This window comes from Uniformispora flossi (assembly GCF_049534875.1).
GTDB classification, from domain to species: Bacteria; Actinomycetota; Actinomycetes; order Streptomycetales; family Streptomycetaceae; genus Yinghuangia; species Yinghuangia aomiensis.
This window is the reverse complement of record NZ_JBMULZ010000009.1, coordinates 65,506-87,037: the sequence shown is the minus strand read 5'-3', so window position 1 is coordinate 87,037 and position 21,532 is coordinate 65,506. Positions and strand designations below refer to the sequence as shown.

Below are 21,532 nucleotides of genomic sequence, written 5' to 3'. Positions count from 1 at the left end.
GGGAACATCGCCGTCGCGGAACTGGGCGAGCCCGACGAGCCGTTCCTGCCCCTGGTGTCATCGCCGGGACGGACGCCGACACCGGGCTGCGGGCTGCGGGCTGCTCATGCTCAGGCGCCGGGCGTAGTGCGGCCCCCGGGCATGTCAGCGGGTCGCGGCAGTCCAGTCGGCGGGCAGGGTGTAGTGCCAGCCGGGGCGCCAGGCCGGCGGAGCCGTGACGAGGTCTTCGAGTGAGGCTCCGGTGAGCAGGCACTCCAGGGCCCAGCGGTTGGCCGAGTGGGCGATCAGCAGGATCCGGGTCCCGTTCAGGCGGACGGCCAGGTCGTGGAGAAGCGCGTCGGTGGCGGCGAGGACTCGGCGGTAGCTCTGGCCGCCGGGGAAGGGGACGTCGATGCGGTGGCGCCGTTGGGCGGCGATGTGGGAGACCGGGCTGCCGTTGAGGTGGCCGTAGTTGCATTCGCGCAGCCGGGTGTCTTGGTGGAGCGGTGGTGTCCCGTCCGGGAATGCGATCTGCGCGGTCTCGACGGCTCGGTGGAGGTCGGAGGTGAACACGGCCGCGAAGCCGCCGGCGCGGCGGCGTTCGCCGAGTTCCACGGCTTGGCGGCGGCCGAGTTCGGAGAGCCGGCCGGGTAGCCAGCCGGTGGCGATGCCCGCTTCGTTGTCGGTGGTGGTGGCGTGCGTCTCGTACACGATCTCGACCGCCATCGTCGCTCCGTTCCTAGGCCGTCTCCTCGATGTGGGCGGAGCCGGAGGAGTGTTGCGGCGAGGGTGAGGGCGACTTCGTAGCTGGTTGCTGTTGTTGTAGCGGGTGGCGATGCCGCGGAAGTGTTCGAGTTTGCTAATGCAGCGTTCGACGGCGTTGCGGCGGCGGTAGACATATGGGTTGAAGCCGCAGGGGCGTTCGCCGCGGCGGGACCTGCCGCCCAGCTGGTCGATCCGTTCGGGGATGGCTCCACACGATCCCGTTCAGGGCCCGGCGGTCGTCCAGCCGCGGCCGCCCCTTGCGCGGCCGCGGCAACCACGGCTCCATCAACAGCCAATCGTCATCAGTCAGTTCATAACGCCGGATCACACCGGCCATGATCCCGCGTCAAAACTTTGAAGACACCGCTAGGACCGAGCGAACAATCAGCCCCCCCAACCCGCCCGCCGGATTTCGGCAACTGTCCCCCTTGCCCCACCCACCCCACCCGTCCCCTTCCGGGCATCCGATCAACGTTACGCCCCACCCGCGCGCACCGTCCCGCTTCGCCGGAACCCGCACCCCGTGCCCCCTGCCCCGGCCTAGCGTCGCTGTCGCTCCGCCTGCGCGTCGTGTCCGGCCCGTCCGCCCTTCGGCGGCCGTACCCCGGCCCACGAGGGCGCGGTCCGCCTAGCCACGCCGTCCGGGTGCGTCGAATGAGATCTCGCAAAGCCGTAGAACCCCGCAAGCCCCGCGATACGCCACCCACCGGCGTACCGCTCCCCGCGCTGCCCGCGGCCACTCCCCCGACGAGCCCGCCGCCCCCACCCCGGCCCGCGGAGCCACCCGCGGACGAATCCCTTCCCCCTCGCCCCCCGAACCTCACTCCGCCCCACAATCCCACCGCCACCGCTCTCCGCCACGAGAACCTCGCCCTGGTGGCGCCGCGCGCCGACGACCTCGTGGCGCACTTCTACGCCCTGCTCTTCCTCGAGCGCCCCGACCTCCGCGCGATGTTCCCGCCGATGATGAACGCGCAACGCGACCGCCTCCTCGCCGCGTTGCTCAGGCTCAGCACGGGAGACCCCGACGACCACACCGGCTTCCTCCGCCAACTGGGCCGCGACCACCGCAAATACGGTGTCCTCCCCGACCACTACACCGCCGTCGGCCACGCCCTGATCGGCGCGCTCGCCCGCTACAGCGGCAGCGCCTGGAACCAGGCGACCCAGGACGCGTGGCTCGCGCTCTACACCTGGGCATCCGACGTCATGATCGACGCCGCCGAGCAGGACGCCGCCGAGTCCCCGCCCTGGTGGGACGGCACGATCATCGCCCACGAGCGCCGCGGCTCCGACATCGCCGTTCTCACCGTCGCCCCCGACCGTCCGCTGCCGTACCGCCCCGGCCAGCACGTCACCGTCGAAACGCCCTGGTGGCCGCGCGTGTGGCGGCACTATTCGATCGCCAACGCGCCCCGGCCCGACAACCTCCTCGAACTGCACGTGCGTGCTGTCCCCGCGGGCTGGGTGAGCCGTGCGCTGGTCCACAAAGCCGCCGTCGGGGACCACATACGCCTCGGCCCGGCCCGCGGCGCCCTCGTCATGCGGGGCGAGTCGCTGCGGCGTGCGCTGTGCATCGCCGGCGGGACCGGCCTCGCCCCGATCAAGGCCCTGGTCGAGCACATGGCCCAGCGTCAGCTCGCACACCAGGCACACGTGTTCATCGGCGCCCGGCACAGCTCGGAGCTGTACGACCTGCGCGCCCTCAGCGCGATGGCGGACATGTACCCATGGCTGCACGTCGTGCCCACCGTCTCCGAGGACCGCGACTTCGGCGGCGCCCGCGGCACGCTCCCGGACATCGTCGCCCGCTACGGCACGTGGCAGGACCACGACATCTTCATCAGCGGCTCGTCGGCGATGGTGCAGGCGACCACACGGCGGCTGACCGCCGATCTGGGGGTGCCGCCCGCCCGGATGCTGACCGAGAGCCTGGACACCGTGGCGCAGGGAGACCGGCTCTTGGGGGCGGGTCGGCCCGGGGACTAGCGTGTGACCTGCACCCTCAGGGCTCGAAAGGCAGGCGCACACTCATGGTCACCAAACCACCCGTCTCGGATGTCGACGACAGCGGGATGACCGTGGGCGCGCCGAAGCGGTTCGCCGCGGGTGTTCCGGCGGTCCTGTCGACGCTCAAGCACGCGGGCCGCGAGATGGGCGTCAAGCGCAGTGCGCAGACGCTGCTCAAGGTGAACCAGAAGGACGGGTTCGACTGCCCCGGCTGCGCGTGGCCGGAGGGCGACCACCGGAGTCCGATCGGCGAGTACTGCGAGAACGGCGCGAAGGCGGTCGCCGAGGAGGCGACGCTGCGGCAGGTGACGCCGGAGTTCTTCGCGGCGCACTCGGCGGCTTCCCTGGCGGAGCGCACCGACTTCTGGCTGGGGCAGCAGGGGCGCCTGACGCATCCGATGTACCTGGCCGACGGGGCCACGCACTACACGCCGATCTCGTGGGACGACGCGTTCGGCGTGGTCGCGGAGGAACTCGCGGCATTGGACTCGCCGGACGAGGCGGCGTTCTACACGTCGGGCCGGACGAGCAACGAGGCCGCGTTCGTGTACCAGCTGTTCGTGCGCGCGTTCGGCACGAACAACCTGCCGGACTGCTCGAACATGTGCCACGAGTCGAGCGGTTCCGCGCTGTCCGAGACGATCGGCATCGGCAAGGGCTCCGTGTCGCTCCAGGACCTGCACGAAGCCGACCTGATCATGGTGGTGGGCCAGAACCCGGGCACCAACCATCCGCGCATGCTGAGCGCGCTGCAGAAGGCCAAGCGGGCGGGCGCGCACATCGTCGCGGTGAACCCGCTGCCCGAGGCGGGCCTGATGCGGTTCAAGAACCCGCAGCGGCCGAGCGGTATTGCGGGCAGCGGTACGCCGCTCGCCGACGAGTTCGCGCAGATCCGGGTGAACGGCGACCTGGCACTGTTCCGGGCCCTCAACCGGATGCTGCTGGAGGCCGAGGATGCCTCGCCGGGCACCGTGGTCGACCGTGCGTTCGTCGACGCACACACGTCCGGCTACGAGGAGTTCGCGGCCGACGTGCGGGCGACGGACTGGGCGGACGTGCTGGAGGCGACCGGTCTGCCGCGCACCCAGATCGAGCGGATCCACGAGCGCGTGCTGAAGTCCCGCCGCGTCGTGGTGTGCTGGGCGATGGGCCTGACGCAGCACCGCAATTCGGTGCCGACGATCCGCGAGGTCGTCAACTTCCTGCTGCTGCGCGGCAACATCGGCCGCCCGGGTGCGGGTGTGTGCCCGGTGCGCGGGCACAGCAACGTGCAGGGCGACCGCACGATGGGCATCTACGAGAAGCCGTCGGCAGCGTTCCTGGACGCGCTGGAGGCCGAGTTCGGGTTCGCGCCGCCGCGCGAGCACGGGCACGACGTGGTCGACGCGATCCGGGCGATGCGCGACGGCCGGGTCAAGGTGTTCTTCGCGGTGGGCGGCAACTTCGTGGCGGCGACGCCGGACACCGCGGCCACCGAGGCGGCACTGCGGAACACCGCGCTGACGGTGCAGGTGTCGACGAAGCTCAACCGCTCGCATGCGGTGACCGGGCGGCGGGCGCTGATCCTGCCGACGCTGGGCCGGACGGACGCGGACGTGCAGGCGAGCGGCCCGCAGTTCGTGACGGTCGAGGATTCGATGAGCGCGGTGCACGCGTCGACGGGCCGGCTGCACCCGGCGTCGCCGGAGCTGCGGTCCGAGGTGGCGATCGTGTGCGGGCTCGCCGAGCGGGTGCTGGGCGACCGGGTCGCGGTGCCGTGGCGGGACTTCACGGGCGACTACGACCTGATCCGGGACCGGATCGAGCGGGTGATCCCGGGGTTCGCGGACTTCAACGCGCGGGTGCGGGTGCCGGGCGGTTTCGTGCTGCCGCACGGGCCGCGCGACGAGCGCCGGTTCCCGACGGCGACCGGCAAGGCGAACTTCACGGTCAACACGCTGGAAGTGCTGCGGGTCCCGGACGGGCGGCTGATCCTGCAGACGGTGCGGTCGCACGACCAGTACAACACCACGATCTACGGGCTCGACGACCGCTACCGGGGCATCAAGGCGGGCCGCCGGGTGGTCTTCGTCCACCCCGCCGACCTGGCCGCGCTGGGTGTCGCGGACGGCGAGGTGGTGGACCTGGTGAGCGAGTGGAAGGACGGGGCCGAGCGGCGCGCACCGGAGTTCCGGGTCGTGGCGTATCCGACGGCGCAGGGCTGCTGCGCGGCGTACTTCCCGGAGACGAACGTGCTGGTGCCGCTGGACAGTACGGCGGAGGTGAGCAACACGCCGACGTCGAAGTCGGTGGTGGTGCGGTTGGAGCAGCGGGCCTGACGTCCCGTGGTGCCGGGGGCGTCGACGCCCCCGGCACCGGTGGCGTCAACAGCCGCAGTCGCACCCGCCGCAGTCGCAGCAGTCGCACCCGTCGCAGCAGCTGCAGCAGTCGCCGCAGCCGGAGCAGCAGTCGCAATCGCAGTCGCAGTCCCGGCAGGGCCCCTTGCGCAGTTGGCCGGTGCAGGGGTCGTTGAACTCCTCGCGGCAGCACGCCTGGCAGGTGCAGCACAGGCCGGTCCAGATCAGGCACGCCAGCAGCGGGTTGTGCCGCCGTCCGGGTCCGCGGCCGCCGCCGCCCGGAGGCGGGTTCCACGGGCCGTTGGGCTGCTGCGGGTTCCAGTTGGGGCTGCCGTGCTGCGGCCCGAACGGGTTGCCGGGCTGCTGCGGCGGAGCCTGCGGGTTCTGCTGCGGCCACGAGCCGGCCGGGGCCTCGCGGTTGCCGAGCACCGCGGCGTTCCCGAGCACCTCGGGCGCGGCGATCAGCCCGAGCCCGACCGCCGGTTCGCCTTCATGCCGGTGGTTCTTGCCCGAACACGACGCCCCGTGCTGCTTCTTCTTCGGCGGCGGGAACCCGGCGTGCGAGAACGTCCGGTCGACCGCGTTGTCGACCTCGTGCACCAGCAGGGTGTGTACCAGGCGTTGGTCGGTGAACACGGCATCGCGCAGCGCGAGCTTGATGCCGTGCGCCGCGTCGCGGCAGAGCCGGTAGGCCTCGTCGGGTCCGGTCTCGGTCGCCAACAGCGGGTTCCAGGACCCGGACTCGCGGTCCGCGTACACGTCCTCGACGGCGTCCAGCAGGTGCGCGAGGCGGCCGAAGAGCCGACCGGCCTCGGCGAGCGCCTCGGCGTTCTCCGGCCGCCCGGCGAGTACCGCGGTGTGCGCGAACGCCGCCCCCGTCGCGGTCTCGGTCGGCTCGGTGACCGCCAGGATCGGCGTGCCGGGCCCGGCGAGCGCCTCGACGTCGCCCTGCCGGCGCACCGCGTCGGTCAGCAGCGCCGTGTCGAACCCGACCTCCTGCCCGGTGTCCCCGCCCTGCCGCGCCCACCGCGAGGCGACCTTCCGGGCCCCGCCGGCCACGGTCTTGCGCGCGAACACACCGTCGCGGTCGTCGACGTGGTCCTGCATCTTGGCGGACGCGAGAACCAGCGACACGGCCGCGGCCAGCCGGGCGCCTTCCCCGCGCGCCACCTCCGCCGTCCGCATCCCGCGCAGCGGACAAGGCCCGGCCTTCCGCCGCCCGGAGCCGTCCCCGGGCTCGGCCTGCGCCTCGACGAGGACCGAGATGATCAGCCCGTCGTAGTTCGTCGCCACCCGCGCGGCCTGCCCGTGGTCGTCGCGCAGTGCCAGGCACAGCCCGCACAAGTGCGCCATCCACGAGTCCCGCAACCCCTCCGCCAACGAATGGCGGCACGGCCTGATGATTCCGAACAACGCGTTCCCTCCCCGAGGCCCGGTCCACCGCACGCGGTGTCCCCGGCAAGTCGTACTGGCCCAGGTCCCCCTGACAGACCCCTCCCTCGAACCCGCGACGGCACGCCCCCGGGCGCCGCAACGACACCCACCCGCACCGACCCACCGATCCGACGCGCCTCAGGGTAGCGATGTCCACCCCTCGCCCGCTGAGACGCGGAGCAGGAGCAGAACACGGGATATACAATTTTTCGTATGTCCTACGACGTCGAAATCGAGCAGGAGGTCCGCGCATGGTTAGGCGGCCTGCCGCGCGCGCACTACCTCTATGTGCTCGGCGTGGTGCGAAGGCTGAAGGCGACGCCGACCGCATTGGGCGATCTGACGAAGTCCCTGGGCGAAGGACTCTGGGAATTGCGGCTCAAGCGAGTCGGAGACGTGTCGATCCGGATCACGTACTGGATCGCACCCGACAAGCGGATCATCCTGCTGACAGTGTTCGACAAGACCCGGATGAACGAACGCAAGCAGGTGCAGCGCGCCAAGAAGGCACTACAGGTGTGCCGCGCAGGCGCGCATCCGCATCTGGCGGCGCTGGAAACGTACCAGCGCTACGAGGACGAGTAGCCCGAGGACGAGATGACTGACGAACGGAAGGAATCGACTGCGGTGCCGGACAGCAGTGGCCGCTGGGACGTCGACGCGGAGATCGAGGCCCTGCCCGACCACGACCGCGCGGTGCTCGACGAGGTCGACCAGGCGCTGGACTTCGGGCTCGCCGTGCACGCGGCTCGCACCGCCAAGGGATGGACGCAGCAGCAGCTCGCCCTCGCCGCGGGGATGAAGCAGTCGAACGTTTCGCAGATCGAGCGCGCGGGCGTGGTCCCGACGTTGGCGCTGGTCAAGCGGCTCGCCAAAGCGCTCGGAGTGCGCGTCGTGATCGTCGTGGACGAGGTCGACGGCCATGAGGTCACACAGTTCACGCTGACTCCGCGCGCGGCGTAGGCCCACACGGCCATGTCTCGGACGGCACCCGCCCCCGGCATCGGACCAACCCCGATATCCCGCCGCCGCGGGTCGCAGTACCGTTCCCCCATGATCCTCGTGGTGTGTACCGGCAATATCTGCCGTTCGCCGATGGTGGAGGCCATGTTGCGGCATCACCTGGCGGGGGTGCCGGGGGTTTGGCAGGTCGCGTCGGCCGGGACTCTCGGGTGGGGGGAGGCGGCGATGACCGAGGAGAGCGCGGAGGTGCTGCGCGAGCACGGGATCGCGCCGCATGCGCATACGAGTCGGAAGCTGACGGCCGAGATGCTCGACGAGGCGGACGTCGTCGTGGGGATGACCCGCGAGCACGTGTGGGGCATGACGGCGCGGTCGGCGGCGGTGGAGCCGCGGGCGTTCGTGCTGGGCGAGTTGGCGCGGCTCGGGGAGAAGGCGGGGCCGCGGGGGGAGCTGACGGTGCGCGCGTGGGTGGCGCAGGTCGACGGGTTGCGGGACGCGCGGCGGATGGCGCGGGCCGACGACGAGTTGGCGGATCCGCTGGGCGAGCCGATCGAGACCTACCGGGCGCTCGCCGACCGGGCCGAGGGCCAGGTCCGCCGGCTGGTCGCGTTGCTCACGGGCTGACGCCGGCCGAACACGTTCCCGACGGGGGTCGAAATCCGGTTCCGTCGCGACTAGGATCCACGGCCTGCCACGAAGGCAACTGTCCGGTCGCACAACTCGTGTGCGCATCACGGGGGAACAGGATCTCGGCACCCATGTCCAGTAGAGGTTTCGACGGCGCCAAAGGCATGCTCGGCGCCGTCCTCGGTCTTCTTCTGATCGGCGCCATAGCCGTCGGCGGTCTCGTCGGCTACCGCGCCCTGTCCGACGGCGACAACACCGGCAACGCGTCCGCGACCGCCCCGGCGACCATCCCGGTCAGCACACCGCCGCCGCCCACACCGACTTCGGCCCCGACGCCGACGTTCACGTCGCCGAGCCCGGAGCCGTCCGCCACGGAATCGGCTTCCGCCTCGCCCGAGCCGTCCGACACCGGCCCCGGCTCCCGCACGATCGACCCCGAACTGCAGGCCGTCGCGGAGGCCGCCGTAGGCGACCGCACCATCGCGCTCGTCGCGCTGAACGTCGACAACGGCGAGATCGTCGCGATCACCGGCCAGAACGACGCGCTCTCCGGAGCGACCGCACCCGGCTCCACGTTCAAGATCGTCACCTCGGCGCTGCTGCTGTCGAAGGGCATCGTCAGCCCGAACGGTCCCGCACCGTGCCCGGCGACCTCGAACGTCGACGGGCAGCCGTTCCACAACGTCGACAACATGGCGATCCCCGGCGCGACGTTCCGGCAGGACTTCGCCCGGTCGTGCAACACCGCGTTCATCGAGCAGCGCGGCAAGATCGGCAACAGCGACCTCGCCGACTTCTCCCGCACGTACTTCGGCCTCAACAGCAACGCCTGGCAGGTCAAGCCGGGCCTGGGGACGGTCGACGGAAAGGTCCCCGCGGCGGGCAGCGAGAACGAGAAGGCCGCGCAGATGATCGGCCAGGGCCGGATCCAGATGAACGCGATGACGATGGCGTCGGTCGTCGCCACCGCCATCACCGGCGAATTCCACCAGCCGGTCCTGGTCCGCGGCGGCCCGGTGTACTCGACGCAGGCCAAGCTGCCGCGCTCGGTGACCACCGCGATCCGCGGCATGATGGCCGACTGCGCGACGAACGGCACCGCCAAGGACGTGTTCCGCGGCATCCCCGGCGTCGGCGCGAAGACCGGCACCGCGGAGAAGGGCGGCGACACCACCGACGGCTGGATGGTCGCCTACCGCGGCAAGATCGCGGTGGCGGCGTACGCCCCCGGCGGCGCGTCCGGTTCGAAGGCCGCGGGCCCGGCCGTCGCCGAGTTCCTGCGCGCCGTCCCGGCCAACTGACGTCCGGCCCGGCCGACCGACCGGGGCCGCGGGCGTGCGCAACGTCATGAATTCCGCGGGCGCGCGTGCATCGCTCCGCGCCCCCGTATCTGGCACCATGACGACGTGAGCGATCTTCCCGAGGGACGGCCGGGCCGTCCGGACACCCCGGCCGCGTCCGGCCGCCCGGTGGCCTTCGCCGGCGGCCGCGCCGAAACGTTCGTGGACCTGCTCGCTCTCGAGGAGATCGAGAAGAACATCTTCCGCGGACACGTCCACGCGGGCGCCCCGCTGCGGGCGTTCGGCGGGCAGGTCGCCGCGCAGGCGCTGGTCGCGGCCGGACGCACCGTCATGTCCGACCGGCACGTCCACTCGCTGCACAGCTACTTCCTGCGCCCGGGCCGGACCACGTCGCCGATCGTCTACCTCGTCGACACCATGCGGGACGGCCGGTCGTTCACCACCCGCCGGGTCACCGCGGTGCAGAACGGCGAGACGATCTTCGCCCTGTCCGCATCCTTCAAGGTGCCCGAGGAGACCCCCGAGCACCGCCGCGCGATGCCGGACGTGCCCCGGCCGGAGAACCTGCCGGACCCGTACGAAGGCCTGCCGCGCGAAGCCCGCGACCACTACGAGGTCTCCCAGACCCGCCTCGTCATGGACATGCGCTTCGTCCCGCCGGAGAGCACCGCGGTCACCCACATGACCGACGGCATCCCGCACCAGCGCGTGTGGATGAAGGCCGCGGAGAAACTCCCGGACGACCCGCTGCTCCACGTCTGCGCGATGGCCTACATGTCCGACCTGACCCTGGCCGGCACCGCGGCGGCCCCGCACATCACCGACCCGCAGAACCTCCAGATGGCCTCGCTCGACCACGCCATGTGGTTCCACCGCCCGTTCCGCGCCGACGAGTGGCTCCTGTTCGCGCAGGCCTCGCCGACGGCCCAGGACGCGCGCGGGCTGGCGATGGGCGAGTTCTACGACCATCAAGGGATCCTGGTGGCGAGTGCGGTCCAGGAAGCCTTGATCCGGCAGCACTGAGCTTCCGGCCCACACCCCGCAGAACCCGACCTCGGTTGGTGTCGGGCGCGATTGCTAGCTTTGCGCCCAACCAACGAGTGAGGGCAAGGGCATGGGTTTTTGGGGTCACATCGTCGCGGTGCGCTCGACGCGGCCGGCGGCGGAACTGCCCGTGCTGCGGAACAACCCCGCATGGGCGTCGAGCGGCGACGGCGACTACGACGTCCGGCACGTCGCCGAAGGCGGCTGGCAGATCATCGATGTGCACAGCGACGAGGCGTTGCCGCTGGATGCGCTGGCGCACGATTCGGGTGCTCCGGTGCTGGCCGCGTACGTCCTCGACAGCGACGGCGTGAACCTGACCGGCTTCGGTCCCGCCTCAGGTCTTTGGGAAGGCTGGATCGGTCCGGAGGGCTCGTCCTGCTACGCCATCGACGATCCGTACGCGGCCGACGATGCCGCCTTCGACGCCGCCGAAGCCCGCATCCGCGCCGAACTGCCCGAGCGGGCACGGCAAGCCGTCGCCTGGGCCGAGGAAGCCGGACTGACGCCCGACCCGGAGGCGGTCCTGGCCGCCATGCAAGGCGACGAGACGTTCGCCGAGGATCTGTTCGTCCGTGTGCTCGCGGCGCTCGGCGTGCCGGGGATTCCGGAAGGCGAGGACTGAGAACCGGCACGGACGTGCGGCGAGGCAGCCCGTCACCCGGGCTGCCTGCCGCCAACTCGCTTGCTACAGCACCGCGTTGATCTTGTACACGTACCCGCCCGGCGCCTCCGTCACGTCCGCCGTCCCCGACGCCCGGGCATACGCCCCGGTCCCGCCGATGACCATCAGCCGCATCGGGTCCGCCGTCCCCGGCATGACCGTGACGTCGCGGTAATGGTGGGTGCCCTCGATCAGCAGCGTTCCGCGGCCCTCGACCGTCAGGCTGTGGAAGCAGTGGGCGATCAGCCGCTCGGCGCGGGCCTTTTCGACCGTGCAGGCGATGCTCGCCTCGCCGACGCGCCTGTTGGTGGCGGTGTCGATCAGGCGGGCGTAGGTGCCCCACGTGGTGCCCTCGACCGCGTCGTGGGGCTTGCCGCCGCCGACGACGGCCGCGCGGTAGCCCGGTTGCGGGGCCGGGTCGGCGCCCGCGGCGCCCGGGGCGGCGAGCAGCGTCGCGAGGGCGGCCAAGAGGGCCACCACAGGGGCGGTGCGTCGGGCGAGGCGCGGCATCGGGTCCACCTTCGTGCGGCCCCGCCGGGTGTGGGGCATCCACGGCGATCGTGTGCATGGAGGGCGCGCGGCGGGCGGGTGCCACGCGGCGGAGTCGCCTGTTCGGCGCAGTTCCGGCTCGACCTCGGCGCGGTCTCGGCGCGGTCTCGGCGCAGTCGGGGTGAGTCCGCCGGTGGGCGGTGCCGGGTCGGGGTTCCCCCTGCGGTGTCCGGGACTCGACCCCGACTACGCCCCGTGACCACCCAACCCGTTTTGTGATCTTGCGCGGGGCGCGGCGGGGCCGCCATCGTGTGGAGGTGCAACAACCTCCGCGCAGTTCGCCATGGCCCGACCTCGACCGTCTGATCGTTTCCTCGCGGCCGGCCCGGGACTACGAGTTGATGTTCGCCCTGGAGTTGGCCGCGTTGGCGGGGCGGCGGGTGCTCGATTGTCCGGGCGGGGCTTCGTCGTTCGCGGCGGAGGCGGCGGATGCCGGAGCGGACGTGTCCGCGGTCGATCCGCTGTACGTGCTCGCCGCCGACGAGTTGCGCCGTCGGCTGGCCTCCGACGTGGAGCTGGCGTTCGGCGTGCACGACGAGCGGCCGGAGATCGACTCGGACTGGTTGGCGGAGCAGAAGGAGCGCTGGCGGGTGGCCGGCGAGCGGTTCTTCGCCGACTACCGCCCGGACGGGCGGAAACGCCGCTACCAGCCCGCCGTCCTGCCCGATCTCCCCTTCGCGGACGCCGAGTTCGACGTCGCGCTGGTGTCGCACCTGTTGTTCACGTACGACGCTGTCGACCCGGACGCCGGGCTTCGCGAACTCCTGCGCGTCGTCCGTCCCGGCGGCACCATACGCATCCACCCGCTGGTGGCGAGCGACGGCGTGCCTTACCCGGTCGAGCGTGTGCTCGCCTGGCTGGAAGGGGACGGCCACCGCGGCGAGGTCGTCGAGGTCCCGTACGGCAAAGCGCGCGGTGTCGGGCGCAGCCTCATCGTCACGCGCGGGGCCGCCACGCGGTAGGTTCCGGGCGGACTCCGGGGATCAGGCCGGGAATCGACACGATCGTCACCCGGTAGTCGGTGCGGGCCAGCGGCGTCCACGGCTCGGTGATCAACGTGGAGACGCGGTAGAGGAGTTCCCGGTTCGGGTCGTACCACGGGTGTTCGGGGCGGGAGTTCCAGCGCGGCGTCAGCGTGTGCCCGGACGACGCGAGGCCGCGTTCGCGGGCCGGGACGTGCTCCCAGCGGTGCTTCCAGTACGGGCTGACCGTCGCCAGGTAGCACGTGACCGCGTCCAGGCGGCTGCGGCAAGGCTCGTGGGCGCAGTGCCGCAGCCAGGTGGCTTTGAACGCGCCGATGAACCGGTCGAGGTACTCCTGCCGTTCGGGTGCGGGTTCGGGGAATGCCTTGGCCCCGTCGTGCCATTCGCTGCCGTCGCGGCTGACGGCGCGCCGTTTCTCGGAGAAGATCATGGCGAGCGAGTTGCGGCCGATCGTCTCGGGCGCGTCGGGCTCCAGCAGGTCGGAAAGCCATTCGCCGGCCGCCTGGTTGCTGCGGACGATCTGCCACCACGGCCCGGTGACGTAGGCGGGGACTGCCAGCGAGTCGACGAACTCGCCTAAATCGCCGAGTGTTTCCGGTGCCTGGCTGATGCAGTCGACGACCGGCCGTCCCCGGTCGGCGGCTTCCGCGAGCGGGGCGATCTCCTCGGCGTCCAGCGCGAAGCCGGTGATGATCTGGTGCAGCGCGTGGTCGCGCAGCGGCCTGGTGTGCTCGTAGTGCCGGTAGGTGGCCACGCCCGTGACCTGCGCGGCTTCGTCCTGGGTGTACCCGCGGTCGTGCCGCAGCCAGCGCAACGCTAGTGCGGAGGCCGGTAGTTGCGCCGTCCTGGTGCTGTCTCGTGGCATCGGCTCGTCGCTCCCCCGGCTCTGCCGGACCTCCGGCGGCGCCGATCATAGGTCGCGGCCGCGCTGCCCGGTAACCGTTCAAAAAATGGACGTTGCCCCGCAGCAAAGCACGTCGCGAGGATGGCCGCGAGGGCCGCCACCCTCGAAGCCGCCGCCGACCACCTGACGGGTGGGACGCGGCGGGGCGCGTCGGGCCGCGTTCGCGGCCCGTCCGGAAGGCCGGGGGCCCGCACACCCCTGCCCCTGCATCGAGGTGTGTGCCGTGCCCGTCGTCCGGATCACCCGCCGCGGCCGCCCAACCCCGCGTCGGCGCGACCGCTCCGCCGCGCGCCCGTCGGCGTGGCCCCGCGAGCCCCTTTCCGGGGCCTACGGGGCCACGCCCGGCGGCGGGCTGCCCGGGTTGGTCGCGGCGGTCCTCCGCCGCCCCCGAGGCACTGCGGGCCCGGCCGCCCGGGAGCCGTGGCCGGGCCCCGCGGACACCCTCACCGACGCCCAGCGCCGCGGCCGCACGTGCATCGCCTGCGACACCGCCCACCCCACGCTGCGCCCGATCGGCCGCCTCGCGTCCGGCACGCCCGTCTTCGCGTGCCGCCCTTGCCGCACCGCCGCCCTCCGCGCCGGATCCGCCGACCGCACCCCCTGACCGCGCGGCCACCCGGCCCCGCGGCCCCCGCCCGGCCGTCGACCAGGCAGGCGTCGGCCGGGCGGGGCAGAACCCGCCGGACACGATCTAGACCTGGACGCTGCCGAGCTGCCGCTCCGCGGCGCGGACGGTCTGGTCGAGCAGCACCGCGATGGTCATCGGCCCGACCCCGCCGGGGACGGGGGTGATGAGGCTCGCGCGTTCGAGGGCGGACGGGAAGTCGACGTCGCCGACGTTGCCCGGGTTGTAGCCCGCGTCCACGACGACGGCGCCGGGTTTGAGGTCGGAGCCGTGGATGAACCGCGGGCGTCCGACCGCCGCCACGACGATGTCCGCGTCGCGCAGCCGGGCACGGAGGTCGGCGGTCTTCGAGTGGCAGTAGGTCACCGTCGCGTCCCGGGCGAGGAGCAGCATCCCGGCGGGCTTGCCGAGGATGGGGCTGCGGCCGACGACGACGGCGTGCTTGCCGCGCGGGTCGACGGCGTAGGCGTCGAGCAGGCGCATCACGCCGCCGGGTGTGCAGGAGACGAAGCCGGGCAGGCCGAACGCCATGGCGGCGAAGGACCGCATGGTGACGCCGTCGACGTCTTTCTCGGGGGCGATCGCTTCGAAGGCCGCGCGTTCGTCGATGTGCGCGCCGACCGGGTGCTGCAGGAGGATGCCGTGGACGGCCGGGTCGGCGGACAACGCGGCGACGGTGTCGACGAGTTCCGCCGTTCCGGTGCTCGCGGGCAGGGCGACGTGCCGGGACGCGATGCCGGCTTTCGCGCAGCGGTTCTGCTTCATGCGCACGTAGGTCACGGACGCCGGGTCTTCGCCCACCAGGACGGTGGCCAGGCACGGCGCGACGCCCGTCCGGGCGGCGAGGGCGGCGGCGGACGCGGCGGCTGCGTCGAGCGTCTGCCGGGCCAGGGCGGTGCCGTCCATCAGACGGCCTGCGACGGGGCGGGTTTCCGGGGTCATGCGGGCTCCCTGGGGCTCCACGGGGAATGCCCAGGCGCACGGCTGCGGTTCATCGCACGACGTCGTGTCGGGCCGCTCCCCGGTGGTTGTCCCACCCTGGGGACGGTGCTCCCGCACGGTCCCGCAGCGCCAGTCACGGCCTGGCGCCACTGTAACCCAGGGGTCGGGGCGGTCCCGGATGGTTTTCTCCGTCCCGGGACCGTCCCCGAACCGCCCCGGCGGTCCTAGCCTGCCACGGCCCGGACGCGGACCGGGATGCCGTTGACGGCGGCGTTGCCGGAGATCGCGTCGACGAAGGTGCCGGGGGCGAGGATGTTGGAGTTCACGCCCGCGTGACTGCGGGCCGTGTCCATGCGGGTGCCGGGTTCGTCATGGCCCCAGCCGTGGGGCATGGAGACGACGCCGGGCATCATCTCGTCGGTGACCTGGACGGCGACCTCGATCACGCCTTCGTCGGAGGCGACTTCGGCGGGGCGGCCGTCGTGGAGGCCGCTGCGGGCGGCGTCGTCGGGGTGGATCAGCAGGGTGCACTTGTTGGACCCGCCGACGAGAGCCGGGACGTTGTGCAGCCACGAGTTCTTGGAGCGGAGGTGGCGGCGGCTGACCAGCAGGAGCGTCGACGGGTCGGCCACCCGGTCGAGGTGGGCGCGGAGACGGGGCAGGTCGGCGGTGATGTAGTCGGGGGCTATCTCGACCTTGCCGGTGGGCGTGGTGAGGATTTCGGCGACGCGCGGCACCATCGGGCCGAGGTCGATGCCGTCCGGGGCGGCTTTGAAGTCGGCGAGGGTGAGGCCGTCTTCGTTCCGGCCGTAGCGGTCGCCCCAGGGGCCGGTGCGGATGGACAGGTCGACGATGCGTTCCGGGCCGCCGTGGTCGTAGTGCGGCAGGATCTCGTCGGGGTCGAGGCCGCAGGCGCGGGCGAGGACGCCGAACCACATGTCGTCCAGGGCCGCGACGTCGACGCCCGCGGCGGGCTGTCCCGCGGCGATCGCGGCGAGGCGCAGCACGATTTCCCATTCGGCGGGCCGGTCCGGGTCCTCGGGTGCCACGACCGGCTCGGACCACTTGCCCGCGCTGCCGACCGCGAAGTTCCACATCAGGTCGTCGAAGTGCGGGCTTTCCAGCGGGCCGGGGCCGGGCAGGATGACGTGGGCGTGTCGGGTGGTCTCGTTGATCCAGTTGTCGATGCTGATCATCGCGTCGAGTTTGGGCAGCGCTTCGCGGAGGCGGGCCGCGCCGGGGGCGCTGACCGCCGGGTTTCCGGCGATGGTGATGAGCGCGCGGATGCGGCCTTCGCCTTCGGTGTCGATTTCCTCGGCGAGGCAGGACACCGGGACCTGGCCGAGGACTTCGGCGGCGCCGCGGACGCGGGAGTGCCAGCGGCCGAACGGCGCGCCGTCGGCGTTCTTGCTGCCCTGGGTGAGCGTCGCCACGGACCAGTTGACGGGCTTGGGGAACATCAGCCCGCCGGGGGTGTCGAAGTGCCCGGTGAGGATGTTGACGACGTCGACGAGCCAGCTGGCGAGGGTGCCGAACTCCTGGTTGCACAGGCCGATGCGGCCGTAGACGACGGCGGACTCGGCGGCGGCGAGTTCGCGGGCCAGTTCGCGGATGCGGTCGGCCGGGATGCGGCAGGTGGCGGCGACGGATTCGGGGGTCCAGTCGCGGGCGAGTGCGGCGACCTGGTCGACTCCGGCGATATGCGGGGCGGCGTCGCCGAGTTCCACGAGCTTCTCGTCGAACAGGGTGTGCACCACGGCCATGAGCAGTGCGGCGTCGGTGCCGGGCACGATCGGCAGCCATTCGTCGGCGGCGTCGGCGGTGCCGGTGCGGCGCGGGTCGATGACGACGACCTTGCCGCCGCCGCGGCGGATGCGTTTGATCTCGCCCATGATGTCCGGGCAGGCGAGCAGCGAGCCTTGGGAGGCCTGCGGGTTGGCGCCCATGACGACGAACAGGTCGCTGGTGCGGCGCAGGTCGGGCACCGGGATCGTCCACATGCCGCCGTACATGAGCAGCGACGAGACGTTCTTGGGCCACTGGTCGACGGTGCCGGACGAGTAGATGTGGTGGATTCCGGCCATGCCGATGAGGATGCCGGAGTAGCGGGCGAGCGCCATGTTGTGCGCGAGCGGGTTGCCGAGGAACGCGGTGAGGGCGCTGGGGCCGTGGGTTTCGCGGACCGGCCGCAGGAGGCGTTCGCATTCGGCGAAGGCCTCGTCCCAGGTGGCTTCGCGCCAGGTGTCGCCGGTGCGGATCATCGGGCTGCGGAGCCGGTCGGGGTCGTTCTGCAGGGCGCCGAGGGTGGTGCCCTTCGGACAGATGTGCCCCTTGCTCCACACGTCGTTCTTGTTGGGTTTGATGCGTTGCACCGAGTTGCCGGAGACGGTGATCTCCAGACCGCACATGGCTTCGCACAGGTGGCAGGTGCGCCGGTGCACGGTTGTCGTCGGTTCGGGGCCGGCGGCCCCGTTCGCGCCGGTGTTCGGGTCTACTGCGCTGGTCACGGCGTGCCTCCCCTGGTCGCGCTGAAGCGTCGGCGACTATGGCAGAGATGCCCTGCAGGATGAAGAGTGCGAGGAGTGCAGCATGCCCACCGTCGCCGATCAGCTGGTGACCGTTCTGCGGCAGGCGGGGGTGCGCCGCATCTACGGGGTGGTCGGTGACAGCCTCAATCCGGTGGTCGATGCGATCCGGCGTTCGGATGGCGCGATCGAGTGGGTGCATGTGCACAACGAGGAGGCGGGCGCGTTCGCCGCCGCCGCCGAAGCGCAGGTCACCGGGCAGTTGGCGGTGTGCGCGGGTTCGTGCGGCCCGGGTAACACGCACCTGGTCCAGGGCTTGTATGACGCGCAGCGCAGCGGCGCGCCGGTGCTGGCGTTGGCCTCGCACATTCCGGCGTCGCAGATCGGCACGGGCTTCTTCCAGGAGACGCATCCGGAGCTGCTGTTCCGCGACCTGGCGCAGTGGTGCGAGATGTTGTCGCAGCCCGAGCAGATGCCGCGGATGGCGCGCACGGCGGTGCAGCACGCGATCGCCGGGCCGGGGGTGTCGGTGCTGGTGGTGCCGGGCGACATCGCGGACAAGTCGGCGTCGAACCCGGTCGGGCGCAGCGCGGTGTCCGCGTCGACGGGCGTGCTGTCGCCGGCGCCGGACGCGGTGGCGGCGCTCGCGGAGAAGATCAACGCGGCGTCCAAGGTCGCGCTGTTCTGCGGTGCGGGCGTGCGCGGGTCGCATGCGGCGGTGATGCGGCTGGCGGCGACCGTACAGGCGCCGGTGGGGCATACGCTGCGCGGCAAGGAGTGGATCCAGTTCGACAACCCGTACGACGTGGGCATGATCGGCCTGCTCGGCTACGGCGCCTGCTACGACGCGGTGCACGACGCCGACTTGGTGGTGCTGCTCGGCACGGACTTCCCCTACGACTCCTTCCTCCCCGGCGCCCGCACCGTCCAGATCGACCGGGACGCGAGCCGCCTCGGCCGCCGCACGCCGCTGGAGCTGGCCGTGCACGGCGACGTCGGCGCCACGCTGGAGGCGTTGCAGCCGCTGCTGCGGCAGAAGCGGGACCAGAAGTTCCTCGAGACCATGCTGCGCAAGCACGAGAAGACACTCAGCGGCGTGGTGGACGCGTACACGAAGGACGTCGACCACCACGTGCCGATCCATCCCGAGTACGCGGCCAGCATCCTGGACACGGTGGCCGCCGACGACGCGGTGCTCACCGTCGACACCGGCATGAACAACGTGTGGGCTGCGCGCTACCTGACTCCCAACGGTCGGCGGCGGATCATCGGTTCGTTCACCCACGGCACGATGGCGAACGCGCTCCCGCACGCGATCGGCGCGGCGTTCGCCGACCGGGAGCGGCAGGTGGTGTCGCTGTCGGGCGACGGCGGACTGAGCATGCTGCTGGGCGAGTTGATCACCGTCGTGCAGCACGGGCTCGGGGTGAAGACGATTGTCTTCAACAACGCGTCCCTGGGCATGGTGCGCCTGGAAATGCTGGTGGACGGAATGCCGGCCTACGGCACCGACCATCCCCAGGTCGACTTCGCCGCGATCGCGCGCGGCGTCGGCATGCCGTCGTGGCGGGTGACGTCGCCGACGGACCTGGAAGGCGTCCTGCGCGAGGCGCTGGGCACCCCGGGCCCGGCTCTGGTGGACGTGGTGACCGACCCGAACGCCCTGTCCGTGCCGTCGCACTTCACGTTCGGCCAGGTCAAGGGGTTCGCGCTGGCGGCGGGCAAGACGGTGCTGGCGGGCGGCGTGGGCAGCATGCTGGACCTGGCGCGGTCGAACCTGCGGAACATTCCGCGGCCGTAGGCGCGCCGGACTGCCGTGGTCGGCTCAACCCGCGAGCGAGCGGCCTGGTTCGGGGACGAGTTCGGCCGCCACCGCATGCGCGGTCGCGAAGGCCCGCGCCACGGTGAACTCCTGCGCGGATCCGTTGACCACATCAGCCGCCACGGGAGACCGTTTGGCCTTCATGTCCGTCGCGGACGCGAGGCCGGCCGCGACGCGGTCGAGGCGCGCCACGGCCTCCCCGACCTGCTCGCGCGTGGGGTCGATCACCGGTCGGGCACCGTCAGGGGCCGCGAGCCAGGCGGCGTAGCGCCGGACTTCCCTCTGGCCCATCTGGGCGGCGAGGCCCGCGTGGTGCACGGCCTCGGCGAGGTTCCGCCTGCTGTGCACGGCCGAGCGGGGCTCTTTCACGGTGTCGCCCTGCGCCTGGCGGATCTCGGCGTGTCCCTGAGCGGCCGCGGCCCGGCCGCCGAACTCGACCGCCAGGTTGAGGGCGTGCACCTGCTCGCGGTCGGCCGGTCGTCGGCCGAGCTTCCCGCTCTTCGCGTCGATCTCCGCCGCGGCCCAGGTGTGGTCGTGCGACGTTGCGGGCGGCGGGCCGGGCTGCGCCCCGGCGTCGGACGACCTGCCGGACGCTGCCGCGGTCACGCGCCCGGCAACGTCCCGCGTGGCGTCCCGCATCGACGGCTCACGCAACGGCGACCCGTGGAGGTAGTGCAGGGTCTTCTTCACGACGGTGTCCGTTACCGCCCCGATTGCCTTGGTGAGGACGCCGTCGCGCTCGTGCTCCAAGTGCTGCGCGTACGCCGCCATCAGCGCGGCCGGGTCACGGCCGGCCGGCGGCGGCACCAGCAGCGGCACTCCGTCCGGGCCGGAGCCCGCCTGCCGCAGCGCCAGTTCGTGCGCGCGCACCGCGATGATCCGTCCCAGGACGTCCGCGAGCACCGGCGCGGCCGCATCCAGCGGGGGCCGTCGCTGCGTCCAGCGCATGGCTCCCGAGGGAAGCCGGACTCCGGGCCGGCGCGGCGCCGCTCCGCTCGCGGATCCACGCTCGGGACCGCTCACGTCCACCTCCTCGATGACCCGCCGAGCAGCGGGGCCGGGCCGCCACGCCGTCGGCTCGATGTCGCACCGCCGCCCGCGTCGTATCGACCATCACACGCACATGTGCCGCGGCGCCATCCACGCCGCGCGAATCCTCACGACCGCCGATCACCCTTGTCGCCTCAAGCAATGACCTTTAAGTTAACGCTAGTTCAGCTCCACTGGTCGATCCCGGTCCGGGAACGCGAGGCGCAGGGGGTCCGATGTCCGACGAGGTGCTGGTCGAGCACGCCGACGGGATCGCCGTCGTGACGATCAACCGGCCGCGTGCCCGCAACGCGGTGAACCACGCGGTGAGCGAGGGAATTGCGGCCGCTCTCGACGAGTTCGAGGCGCGCGACGATCTGATGGTCGCGATCCTCACCGGCGCGGGCGGCTCGTTCTGCGCGGGCATGGACCTGAAGGGGTTCGTGTCGGGCGACAACCCGATCCACGACGTACGCGGCTTCGGCGGGATCACCGCCAAGCCGCCCGCGAAGCCGGTGATCGCCGCGGTCGAGGGCTACGCGCTCGCGGGCGGCTTCGAGATCGCCCTGGCCTGCGACCTGATCGTCGCCTCGCACGAGGCGCGGTTCGGGCTTCCCGAGGTCAAGCGCGGTCTGGCGGCGGGCGCGGGCGGCCTGATGCGGCTGCCGCGCCGGATCCCGTACGCCGTCGCCCTGCAACTGGCGCTGACCGGCGACGAGTTGTCGGCAGTCGATGCGCAACGTCTGGGCCTGGTGAGTACGTTGACCGCGCCCGGCGAGGCGTTGCAGGGCGCGCGGGCACTGGCGGCGCGGATCGCGGCCAACGCTCCGCTGGCGGTCGCGGCGACGAAGCGGATCGTGGCGGAGTCGCAGGACTGGCCGGTGGACGAGGCGTTCGCCCGGCAGTCGCCGATCCTCGCGCCGGTGTTCAGGTCGGCGGACGCGCGGGAGGGCGCGGTGGCGTTCGCGGAGCGGCGGGCGCCGGTGTGGCGGGGCGAGTGACGGTGCGGCACACGGCGGGCCCGGCCTGC

The 21,532-nt window shown here is 72.1% G+C and carries 19 protein-coding genes and 1 riboswitch; of the genes, 12 read left to right on the top strand and 7 right to left on the bottom strand.

The genetic code is table 11. The annotated features are described in order from the left end of the window. Positions 1–144 precede the first annotated feature (144 nt). A complete protein-coding gene (locus ACPA54_RS20895) occupies positions 145–705 on the bottom strand; it encodes a histidine phosphatase family protein (RefSeq protein ID WP_423531951.1) in 561 nt (186 codons plus the stop codon). Between the two features lie 915 nt (positions 706–1,620). On the opposite strand from ACPA54_RS20895, the gene ACPA54_RS20890 reads away from it, so the two are divergent. After that, positions 1,621–2,733 carry a globin domain-containing protein gene (locus tag ACPA54_RS20890; RefSeq protein WP_423531949.1) on the top strand — a complete coding sequence of 371 codons (1,113 nt, stop codon included), beginning with the start codon at positions 1,621–1,623 and terminating at the stop codon, positions 2,731–2,733. 44 nt (positions 2,734–2,777) lie between these two features. Beyond that, complete coding sequence (locus ACPA54_RS20885) at positions 2,778–5,072, top strand: FdhF/YdeP family oxidoreductase (RefSeq protein ID WP_423531947.1); 2,295 nt, start codon at positions 2,778–2,780, stop codon at positions 5,070–5,072. Positions 5,073–5,117: 45 nt separating this feature from the next. Here the strand turns inward: ACPA54_RS20885 and ACPA54_RS20880 are convergent, their stop codons facing one another. After that, a complete protein-coding gene (locus tag ACPA54_RS20880; protein ID WP_423531945.1) occupies positions 5,118–6,503 on the bottom strand; it encodes a DUF5685 family protein in 1,386 nt (461 codons plus the stop codon). Positions 6,504–6,737: 234 nt separating this feature from the next. Here ACPA54_RS20880 and ACPA54_RS20875 point away from each other — a divergent pair, with 234 nt between their 5' ends. The 6 genes from ACPA54_RS20875 (at position 6,738) to ACPA54_RS20850 (ending at position 11,084) form a co-directional block, all read left to right on the top strand. Beyond that, positions 6,738–7,109: a type II toxin-antitoxin system RelE/ParE family toxin gene (locus ACPA54_RS20875; RefSeq protein ID WP_423531943.1), complete on the top strand. Its 372-nt coding sequence runs from the start codon at positions 6,738–6,740 to the stop codon at positions 7,107–7,109. A 12-nt stretch (positions 7,110–7,121) separates the two neighbouring features. Next, a complete protein-coding gene (locus ACPA54_RS20870) occupies positions 7,122–7,487 on the top strand; it encodes a helix-turn-helix domain-containing protein (protein ID WP_423531941.1) in 366 nt (121 codons plus the stop codon). Between the two features lie 12 nt (positions 7,488–7,499). Then, complete coding sequence (locus tag ACPA54_RS20865) at positions 7,500–8,111, top strand: arsenate reductase/protein-tyrosine-phosphatase family protein (RefSeq protein ID WP_423531939.1); 612 nt, start codon at positions 7,500–7,502, stop codon at positions 8,109–8,111. Between the two features lie 134 nt (positions 8,112–8,245). After that, on the top strand, positions 8,246–9,415 hold the full coding sequence (locus ACPA54_RS20860; RefSeq protein ID WP_423531937.1) for a penicillin-binding transpeptidase domain-containing protein: 1,170 nt from the start codon (positions 8,246–8,248) through the stop codon (positions 9,413–9,415). A 168-nt stretch (positions 9,416–9,583) separates the two neighbouring features. Further along, positions 9,584–10,438 (top strand): acyl-CoA thioesterase, encoded by an 855-nt coding sequence (locus tag ACPA54_RS20855; protein WP_423532285.1) that lies wholly within the window; start codon positions 9,584–9,586, stop codon positions 10,436–10,438. A 91-nt stretch (positions 10,439–10,529) separates the two neighbouring features. Further along, positions 10,530–11,084, top strand: coding sequence for a hypothetical protein (locus ACPA54_RS20850; RefSeq protein ID WP_423531935.1), 555 nt, complete (start codon positions 10,530–10,532; stop codon positions 11,082–11,084). Positions 11,085–11,147: 63 nt separating this feature from the next. On the opposite strand, the gene ACPA54_RS20845 is transcribed toward ACPA54_RS20850, so the two are convergent. After that, positions 11,148–11,633 (bottom strand): hypothetical protein, encoded by a 486-nt coding sequence (locus ACPA54_RS20845; protein ID WP_423531933.1) that lies wholly within the window; start codon positions 11,631–11,633, stop codon positions 11,148–11,150. Between the two features lie 296 nt (positions 11,634–11,929). Between ACPA54_RS20845 and ACPA54_RS20840 the strand changes: the two genes are divergently transcribed. Then, on the top strand, positions 11,930–12,634 hold the full coding sequence (locus ACPA54_RS20840; protein ID WP_423531931.1) for a class I SAM-dependent methyltransferase: 705 nt from the start codon (positions 11,930–11,932) through the stop codon (positions 12,632–12,634). On the opposite strand, the gene ACPA54_RS20835 is transcribed toward ACPA54_RS20840, so the two are convergent. Continuing rightward, positions 12,609–13,520, bottom strand: a complete 912-nt coding sequence (locus ACPA54_RS20835) for a helix-turn-helix domain-containing protein (RefSeq protein WP_423531929.1) — start codon at positions 13,518–13,520, stop codon at positions 12,609–12,611. The two genes, ACPA54_RS20840 and ACPA54_RS20835, sit on opposite strands and share 26 nt — an antisense overlap. Positions 13,521–13,782: 262 nt before the next feature. Between ACPA54_RS20835 and ACPA54_RS20830 the strand changes: the two genes are divergently transcribed. Beyond that, a complete protein-coding gene (locus ACPA54_RS20830) occupies positions 13,783–14,163 on the top strand; it encodes a hypothetical protein (protein WP_423531928.1) in 381 nt (126 codons plus the stop codon). Between the two features lie 87 nt (positions 14,164–14,250). On the opposite strand, the gene ACPA54_RS20825 is transcribed toward ACPA54_RS20830, so the two are convergent. Both ACPA54_RS20825 and ACPA54_RS20820 read right to left on the bottom strand, forming a co-directional pair. Next, a complete protein-coding gene (locus tag ACPA54_RS20825) occupies positions 14,251–15,126 on the bottom strand; it encodes a bifunctional 5,10-methylenetetrahydrofolate dehydrogenase/5,10-methenyltetrahydrofolate cyclohydrolase (protein ID WP_423531926.1) in 876 nt (291 codons plus the stop codon). Positions 15,127–15,147: 21 nt separating this feature from the next. Beyond that, positions 15,148–15,273, bottom strand: a riboswitch (ZMP/ZTP riboswitch). Positions 15,274–15,350: 77 nt separating this feature from the next. Next, the gene (locus tag ACPA54_RS20820) at positions 15,351–17,633 is read right to left on the bottom strand and encodes a molybdopterin-dependent oxidoreductase (protein WP_423531925.1); all 2,283 of its coding nucleotides are present in this window, start codon (positions 17,631–17,633) and stop codon (positions 15,351–15,353) included. Positions 17,634–17,715: 82 nt separating this feature from the next. Between ACPA54_RS20820 and ACPA54_RS20815 the strand changes: the two genes are divergently transcribed. Beyond that, a complete protein-coding gene (locus ACPA54_RS20815) occupies positions 17,716–19,452 on the top strand; it encodes a pyruvate dehydrogenase (protein ID WP_423531923.1) in 1,737 nt (578 codons plus the stop codon). A gap of 24 nt (positions 19,453–19,476) precedes the next feature. Here the strand turns inward: ACPA54_RS20815 and ACPA54_RS20810 are convergent, their stop codons facing one another. Further along, the gene (locus ACPA54_RS20810; protein WP_423531921.1) at positions 19,477–20,421 is read right to left on the bottom strand and encodes a hypothetical protein; all 945 of its coding nucleotides are present in this window, start codon (positions 20,419–20,421) and stop codon (positions 19,477–19,479) included. A 317-nt stretch (positions 20,422–20,738) separates the two neighbouring features. On the opposite strand from ACPA54_RS20810, the gene ACPA54_RS20805 reads away from it, so the two are divergent. Further along, positions 20,739–21,503 carry a crotonase/enoyl-CoA hydratase family protein gene (locus tag ACPA54_RS20805; protein ID WP_423531919.1) on the top strand — a complete coding sequence of 255 codons (765 nt, stop codon included), beginning with the start codon at positions 20,739–20,741 and terminating at the stop codon, positions 21,501–21,503. Positions 21,504–21,532 lie beyond the last annotated feature (29 nt).

Excerpts from the sequence above, each read along its gene's own strand:
- ACPA54_RS20850 (WP_423531935.1), top strand. The coding sequence starts at position 10,530 with ATGGGTTTTTGGGGTCACATCGTCGCGGTGCGCTCGACGCGGCCGGCG.
- ACPA54_RS20865 (WP_423531939.1), top strand. The coding sequence starts at position 7,500 with ATGTCTCGGACGGCACCCGCCCCCGGCATCGGACCAACCCCGATATCC.
- ACPA54_RS20845 (WP_423531933.1), bottom strand. The coding sequence starts at position 11,633 with ATGCCGCGCCTCGCCCGACGCACCGCCCCTGTGGTGGCCCTCTTGGCC.
- ACPA54_RS20815 (WP_423531923.1), top strand. The coding sequence starts at position 17,716 with ATGCCCACCGTCGCCGATCAGCTGGTGACCGTTCTGCGGCAGGCGGGG.
- ACPA54_RS20895 (WP_423531951.1), bottom strand. The coding sequence starts at position 705 with ATGGCGGTCGAGATCGTGTACGAGACGCACGCCACCACCACCGACAAC.
- ACPA54_RS20860 (WP_423531937.1), top strand. The coding sequence starts at position 8,246 with ATGTCCAGTAGAGGTTTCGACGGCGCCAAAGGCATGCTCGGCGCCGTC.
- ACPA54_RS20805 (WP_423531919.1), top strand. The coding sequence starts at position 20,739 with ATGTCCGACGAGGTGCTGGTCGAGCACGCCGACGGGATCGCCGTCGTG.
- ACPA54_RS20870 (WP_423531941.1), top strand. The coding sequence starts at position 7,122 with ATGACTGACGAACGGAAGGAATCGACTGCGGTGCCGGACAGCAGTGGC.
- ACPA54_RS20885 (WP_423531947.1), top strand. The coding sequence starts at position 2,778 with ATGGTCACCAAACCACCCGTCTCGGATGTCGACGACAGCGGGATGACC.
- ACPA54_RS20810 (WP_423531921.1), bottom strand. The coding sequence starts at position 20,421 with ATGCGCTGGACGCAGCGACGGCCCCCGCTGGATGCGGCCGCGCCGGTG.
- ACPA54_RS20825 (WP_423531926.1), bottom strand. The coding sequence starts at position 15,126 with ATGACCCCGGAAACCCGCCCCGTCGCAGGCCGTCTGATGGACGGCACC.
- ACPA54_RS20875 (WP_423531943.1), top strand. The coding sequence starts at position 6,738 with ATGTCCTACGACGTCGAAATCGAGCAGGAGGTCCGCGCATGGTTAGGC.
- ACPA54_RS20835 (WP_423531929.1), bottom strand. The coding sequence starts at position 13,520 with ATGCCACGAGACAGCACCAGGACGGCGCAACTACCGGCCTCCGCACTA.